Origin of the sequence: Andreprevotia lacus DSM 23236 (assembly GCF_900176275.1) — a bacterium.
GTDB lineage: Bacteria > Pseudomonadota > Gammaproteobacteria > Burkholderiales > Chitinibacteraceae > Andreprevotia > Andreprevotia lacus.
Genome location: NZ_FWXD01000016.1, coordinates 89,457 through 95,456, shown reverse-complemented (window position 1 = coordinate 95,456; position 6,000 = coordinate 89,457). Strand labels below are relative to the sequence as shown.

Annotated in this window: 5 protein-coding genes; 4 read left to right on the top strand and 1 reads right to left on the bottom strand. The window is 64.8% G+C overall.

The genetic code is table 11. The features are described from left to right. Window positions 1-582 precede the first annotated feature (582 nt). The gene (locus B9A19_RS14175) at window positions 583-1,332 is read right to left on the bottom strand and encodes a glycosyltransferase family 2 protein (RefSeq protein WP_084091461.1); all 750 of its coding nucleotides are present in this window, start codon (window positions 1,330-1,332) and stop codon (window positions 583-585) included. A 196-nt stretch (window positions 1,333-1,528) separates the two neighbouring features. Between B9A19_RS14175 and B9A19_RS14170 the strand changes: the two genes are divergently transcribed. The 4 genes from B9A19_RS14170 to B9A19_RS14155 are packed head-to-tail and all read left to right on the top strand — an operon-like array spanning window position 1,529 to window position 5,422. After that, complete coding sequence (locus B9A19_RS14170) at window positions 1,529-2,401, top strand: glycosyltransferase family 2 protein (RefSeq protein ID WP_084091460.1); 873 nt, start codon at window positions 1,529-1,531, stop codon at window positions 2,399-2,401. After that, window positions 2,398-3,621, top strand: a complete 1,224-nt coding sequence (locus B9A19_RS14165; RefSeq protein ID WP_084091459.1) for an O-antigen ligase family protein — start codon at window positions 2,398-2,400, stop codon at window positions 3,619-3,621. The genes B9A19_RS14170 and B9A19_RS14165 overlap by 4 nt, the downstream gene beginning before the upstream one ends. Then, on the top strand, window positions 3,618-4,433 hold the full coding sequence (locus tag B9A19_RS14160; RefSeq protein ID WP_084091458.1) for a glycosyltransferase family 2 protein: 816 nt from the start codon (window positions 3,618-3,620) through the stop codon (window positions 4,431-4,433). Before B9A19_RS14165 ends, B9A19_RS14160 begins: the two co-directional genes overlap by 4 nt. Continuing rightward, window positions 4,430-5,422, top strand: coding sequence for a glycosyltransferase family 9 protein (locus B9A19_RS14155; protein WP_176216945.1), 993 nt, complete (start codon window positions 4,430-4,432; stop codon window positions 5,420-5,422). Before B9A19_RS14160 ends, B9A19_RS14155 begins: the two co-directional genes overlap by 4 nt. Window positions 5,423-6,000 lie beyond the last annotated feature (578 nt).

Genomic DNA, 6,000 nt, shown 5'->3' with positions numbered 1-6,000 from the left:
CGCGGCGGGAATCGAACTCGGCCCTGTGGGCCTCAAACATGCGATTCCCGACTACCCCGCGTCGTGCTGCGCTGCTCAGCGCTTCAGAAGGGGAAGGGGCTCCGTCGCAAGCAGCCCGGCAACGCTGCACATTGAAGTTCAACTCAATATTCCGCAGTCATCTCGATTTGCCACGGCAAGTCGCAAACCACACTAGTCCCTTCTGAAGCGCCGAGCAGCACAGCCAAGCCCGGGTGAAGGGGAGGGATGTTTGAGGCCCGCAGGGCCGAGTTACCGCCCCGCCGGGATTGGCGCGCAGCGCAGGGCACCGCTTGGCGTAGCCAAGTGGCGCGTAAGTAGGGCCGCATTCTTTTGCTTCCTTTTCTTGGCGGGACAAGAAAAGGGAGGCGGCATGCGGGACGCACTCCCGCCCTGAAACACCGCGCCACGGGCGCTAACCAGATGGCCTTCAGCGAGTAGGGCGCATTAGCGTATGCGTAATGCGCCGTAGCAACCGTGTTGGGCATAGCGCATGTGGCGCAATTTGCCTTGCTTATTGCACCCTGCGGCGGGCTGCTGGCCTGGCAGGCAACTGCCAAACCATTACCCCTGCCGCTGCAGCCACCCCAACTTCAAAAACCGGTAATACGTCGTCTCGGCATTCATCACCGCAATGGCAAAGCCCGCACCGCCATCCAGAAAACCGCGCTTGAGCACATAGGTGCGAAAGAAGGCCCAGCCGCCGCGCAATGCGGCCTTGGCCACGCCGGATGATTTGCCGCGCGCCATGCGCTGCTGCGCGCCGGCGGTGGAGTACTGGTTGATCTTGGCCAGCACCTGCTCGTAACTGTCGTAGGAATAGTGCAGCAGCTCGCCGGCCAGCATCGGCGCTGTGCCGTCGAACAGCAGGCGTTCGTGCACCAGATCGTCGCTGTAGCGGGCGCTGCCGCGCTTGAACAAACGCGGCACGTCGTCGGGATACCAGCCGCTGTGGCGTATCCATTGGCCGCAAAAGCTGGAGCGGCGGCGCAAGGTGTGCACCGGGCCATTGTCGGCGGTAACGGCGGCGCGGATCGCTGCGGCCAGTTCGGGGGTGACGACTTCGTCGGCGTCCAGCGCCAGGATCCAGTCGGTGTCGAGCAGCGCCAGCGCGCGGTTTTTCTGCGGGCCAAAGCCGGGCCAGTCGGCGGTGCTGCCGATCTGTGCGCCGTGCGCGGCGGCAATGGCCAGCGTGTCGTCGCTGCTGCCCGAGTCGAGCACCACCACGCGGTCGGCAAAGGCCACGCTGTGCAGGCATTCGGCGAGGTGCGCTGCGGCGTTCTTGGTAATGAGGGCGACGCCGAGGGTGGGCATGCTGACAGCTCCGGCAGGGTGGAACGGCTAGGTAAAGTACGGGCAGCGCACATGGGGAGCCCATGATTATTTGCCGCAAAGGCTCGGCTTGGCCTCCTCAAGGGTATTCCTTAGACGAGGCATACAAAAGGGGGCTGCTATAATCGCCCGATTGTTCCACCTGCTGCAAGCCAGCACCACAGGATTTCCCCAAGCGATGAAAGTCAGCGGTTTTACCTTCCTGCGTAACGGCACCCTGCTGGGCTACCCCTATATCGAGAGCCTGCGCAGCCTGCTGCTGGTCTGTGATGAGGTCTTTGTGGCCGTGGGCCAGTCGGATGACGATACGCTGGCGCGCGTGCGCGGCATTGCTGACCCGCGCATCCACGTGATCGAGACGGTGTGGAACGAGGCCATGCGTGATCGCGGCTATGTGTATGCGCAGCAGAAAATGATTGCGCAGTTCAATTGCAGCGGCGACTGGGCGTTTTATCTGGAGGGCGACGAGGTCATCCACGAGGACGACGCGCCCAAAATTCGCGCTGCGCTCGAACGCCATGTCGACGATCTGGAAGTTGAAGCGTTGGTGTTCGACTATCACCACTTTTACGGCTGCCCCGATCTGGTGGCCAAAAGCCCGGCCTGGTATCGCCGCGCGCCGCGGGTGATCCGCAACAGCATCCGCTCGTGGGCGCCCGATGGCCTGTTCTGGGTGGTGATGGAGGAAAACAAGCGCGGCCGTTATCCGCGTGCCGCCTTGGCGGGTTGCCCCATCTATCACTACGGCCATGTGCGCTCGGCCGAAAAAATGCAGGAAAAAATCCGCCAGGTATCGCGCTACTGGAACCACCAGCCCAAGGCCCATGATTACAGCCAGATCGACGCCAGCATCCTGCAGCCCTTCACCGGCACACATCCGCAAGGCGTGCAGGCCTGGCTGGCCGAGTATGCCGAGCCGGCGTTCAAGGCCGATCCGGCCTACCGGCCGAGCAAGCGCGAGCGCCGGCACCGCTGGATGATGAAGCTGGAGCGGCTGCTGGGCGGCCTCGACCTCACCAAAAAACACTACACCCTGGTATCTCGTCCATGAATCAACTTTTCAGTCGCCAAAACCTGCCGCTGGTCATCCCGGCGCTGATCGCCGGCGTGGCCATTCCGCTCTCGACCGCACTGATCAATATCGGTACCGGTCTGGTGGTGCTGGCCGCGCTGGCCATGCTCTACACCCCGCAAGGGCGCAGCCATCTGGTGCAGGCCTTCCGCCAGCCCTTCGTGATTGGCTGCCTGGCGCTGTATGCCATGTTCGTGCTGGGCATGCTGTGGACGGCTGAACCCGCCACCGCCGGTGTGCACATGCTTGGCAAGATGCGGCCCTATCTGCTGGCGCCGCTGATTTTTGCCGCCTGCAGCACGCGTGCTGCACGGCAGGCGCTGCTGGGCGGCTTTACCGCTGCTGCGCTGCTCAGCGCCGTGGTGTCCATCGCATCGGGGCTGGCGCAGCACCCGGTGATGAAGGGCATGCCGGGGGACTACACGGTGTTCCAGACGCATACCTACCACAACACCTTTCTGGCGCTGGTGGCCTGCGGCATTCTCGCCTTCTGGCTGGCCGGGCGCATTCCGCCGGCGTGGCGCAAGGTCAGTGCGCTGGTATTCGTCGTCTGCGTGGTCGATATCCTGTTCTTTGTCAGCGGCCGCACCGCGCAGGGCATCCTGCTGCTGCTGCTGGCTGCGCTGGTGGTGATGTGGCAGGGCCGCCGCGGCGTGATCTTTGCACTGGCCGGCCTCGCCATCGCCTTGCCGGCGCTGTATTTCGGTTCCAACGTGATCCGCAAGGGGATCGAGCGCGTGCAGGTGGACGTGAGCCAATACCAGCAAGGCAATGCCGAGACCTCGGTCGGCCTGCGTTTCTATTTCTGGCAGCACGCCGTCATCCTGATCAAGCAGGCGCCGTGGCTGGGGCACGGCACCGGCAGCTATGAAAAGCAGTACCGCGAGCTGACGCAGCAATACAAGGGCGAATTTGCCCGCGCCAACCCGCACAGCGATTACCTGTGGCTGTGGGCCGAGCTGGGCATCGGCGGCGTGCTGCTGCTCTTGTTCATGCAGGGCACGCTGGCGGTGCAGGCCTACCGCTTGCCCGCGCCCGAGCGCTGGGTGGGCTGGACGCTGTGCCTGTGCTACGCATCATCGACGGTGGCCAATTCCTTCTTTACCGACAACGTGACCGGCACGCCCTATGTGCTGCTGGGCTGCGCGCTGACGGCCGGCCGCTGGCTCAGCCGCGAGCCGGAGGCGGCAAAGGCATGATCAGCATCATCACCGCCGTCTACAACCAGCGCGCCGTGAACGAGCTGTTCTGGGAGAGCTTGCAACGCTATACGCGCAATCCCTTCCAGCTCGTCATCGTCGATAACGGTTCGACCGACGGCAGCGCCGAGTTTTTCGAATCGGTCGGCGCCACGGTGATCCGCAACGGCGTCAATTACTCCTACCCCAAGAGCCAGAACATCGGCATTGCGGTGGCAAAGCATGACTGGCTGGCTTTCCTCAACAACGACATCATCGTGTCGCCCGACTGGGACGCGCGCTTGATCGCCAGCATGCAGCAGAACGGCCTGCTGGCCGCCACCGTGTGCGGCATCGAGCAGATCGAGAACGCCGCCGCCACCAAGCGCCTGAAACGCCGCTGGCAGAAGATCAAGAACGTGCTCGGCGCCTTCAGCACCGGCAAGCGCTCGCTCAAGCTGATGCACACGCTGATGTATGGCAACTGGGAAGCGTTTTGCCGCGATCGCCAGCAGCGCTTTGCCGGCCAGACCAAGCAAGGCTTCGTCGGCAATACCGTCATGCTGCACCGCGATGCGCTGGACAAGGTCGGCCTGTGGGACGAACGTGTGCAGGCGGCCGATTTCGATCTCTACCTGCGCACGCGCCAGCGCGCGGCCGAGGTGGGCGACATCAAGCCGCTGGCCATCTGCCTCGACGTGTTTATCCATCACTACATCCGCCTCACCTTCAAGGCCGGCTACCCGCCGTTTGCCGACCGCGCCAACCTGATCGCGCTGGAAGACAAATGGCCGGCCGATGCCCGCGCCGCGCTGGATGCGATGAACCAATGAACGGCCTGCTGCGTTACTGGCTGGGCCGCCCGCGCCCGGCACGCCCGTTTGATCTTGCCAGCCTGCGCCGCGTGCTGCTGGTGCAGGTCGACAACAAGATCGGCGACCTGATGGTGGCCACCAGCCTGCTGCGCAATCTGCAGCAGGCCGGCGCCGAGGTCGATGTGCTCACCCGCCCGGCCTGCGCCGCCATCCTGCAGCACAACCCGGCCGTGCATCATGTGTATGGCTATACCAAGAAACCGGCGCGCACGCTGGGCCTGCTGCGCCAGTTGCGCGCGCGCCGCTACGATCTGGCCATCACGCTGGAAGAGCACGATTCCAGCACCACGCTCAGCCTGATCAAGCTGATCGGGGCGCGGCACAACCTGGGGTTTTTCAAGGCGCACTGGCCGTTGTTCGATCTGTCGCTCGAGCACGGCGCCTATGCCGGCCACATCACCGACAAATACCGCAGCATCCTGCAGCGGCTGGGCGTGCAGGCCGACGATATGCGCTATGACTTCGTCGCCCCTGCCGTGGCGGCCGGCGCGCTGGATGAGCCGGGTGATGGCCCGCGCATCATCCTCAACTGTTATGGCAGCACCGCCGACAAGACCTTGCAGCACACGGCCGCCGTGGCGCTGCTGGCTGCGCTGCGCCAGCAGCGGCCCGATTGCCGCTTGTATCTGCTCGACGCCCCCGGCCAGCGCGAGCGTACCCTGCAACTGGCCGCCGCCAGCGGGGCCGAAGCATTGCCTGCCTACGGCAGCATTGCCGAAGCCGCCGCACAGGTGCGCAAGGCGGACTTGTTGATCAGCACTGACACCGCCTGGCTACACATTGCCTCGGCCTTGCAGCTGCCGGTGCTGGCGCTGTATGCCGAGGCGCGCAACCTGCACACCTGGGCGCCGCACCACACCCGCCACGCCGGCCTCTTGGCCACCGGGCCGGCCGCTGCGCAATTTGATGTGCAACAAGCCGCCCGGACTGCGCTTGGTCTGATTTGAGTGCCTAGCAGCACACGCTCTCGTTGATTGGGGGATAACCGGCATCAAGCACCCGGCCAAGCCGGGCGCTAAGCGGCTGCGGATGGCGCAACAGCGGCGCTCCCCTGTTTGATTCCACGCCCCCCCGCCCTCGGCTGCCGTGAGGGAACCTCGCTGTCGCTCGTCAGCATTTACGCCGTCACGCTGAAGGCGTCTTTGGTGCCGCTTGCGGCGCAACGCGCTGCGCTTGTTGCACCCTACGGTTGCTTGATGCCGTGCTCTCGCTGTCGCTCGTCAGCCCGCGCAGGGCGCATTAGCGCAGCGTAATGCGCCGCAGCATTTGCGCCGCCACGCTGGTGGTGTTTTGGGAGCCGCTTGCGGGCTGAGCGCCTACCAGCACACGCGCTCATTGATTGGGGGATAACCGGCATCAAGCACCCGGCCAAGCCGGGCGCTGACCGGCTGCGGATGGCGCAACAGCGGTGCTCCCCTGTTTGATTCCACGCCCCCCGCCCTCGCCGCCGCGAGGGAGCCTCGCTGTCGCTCGTCGGTGGCGCTTGTTGCGCCCTGCGGTGGCTGGATGCCGCGGCCCGGCCCCT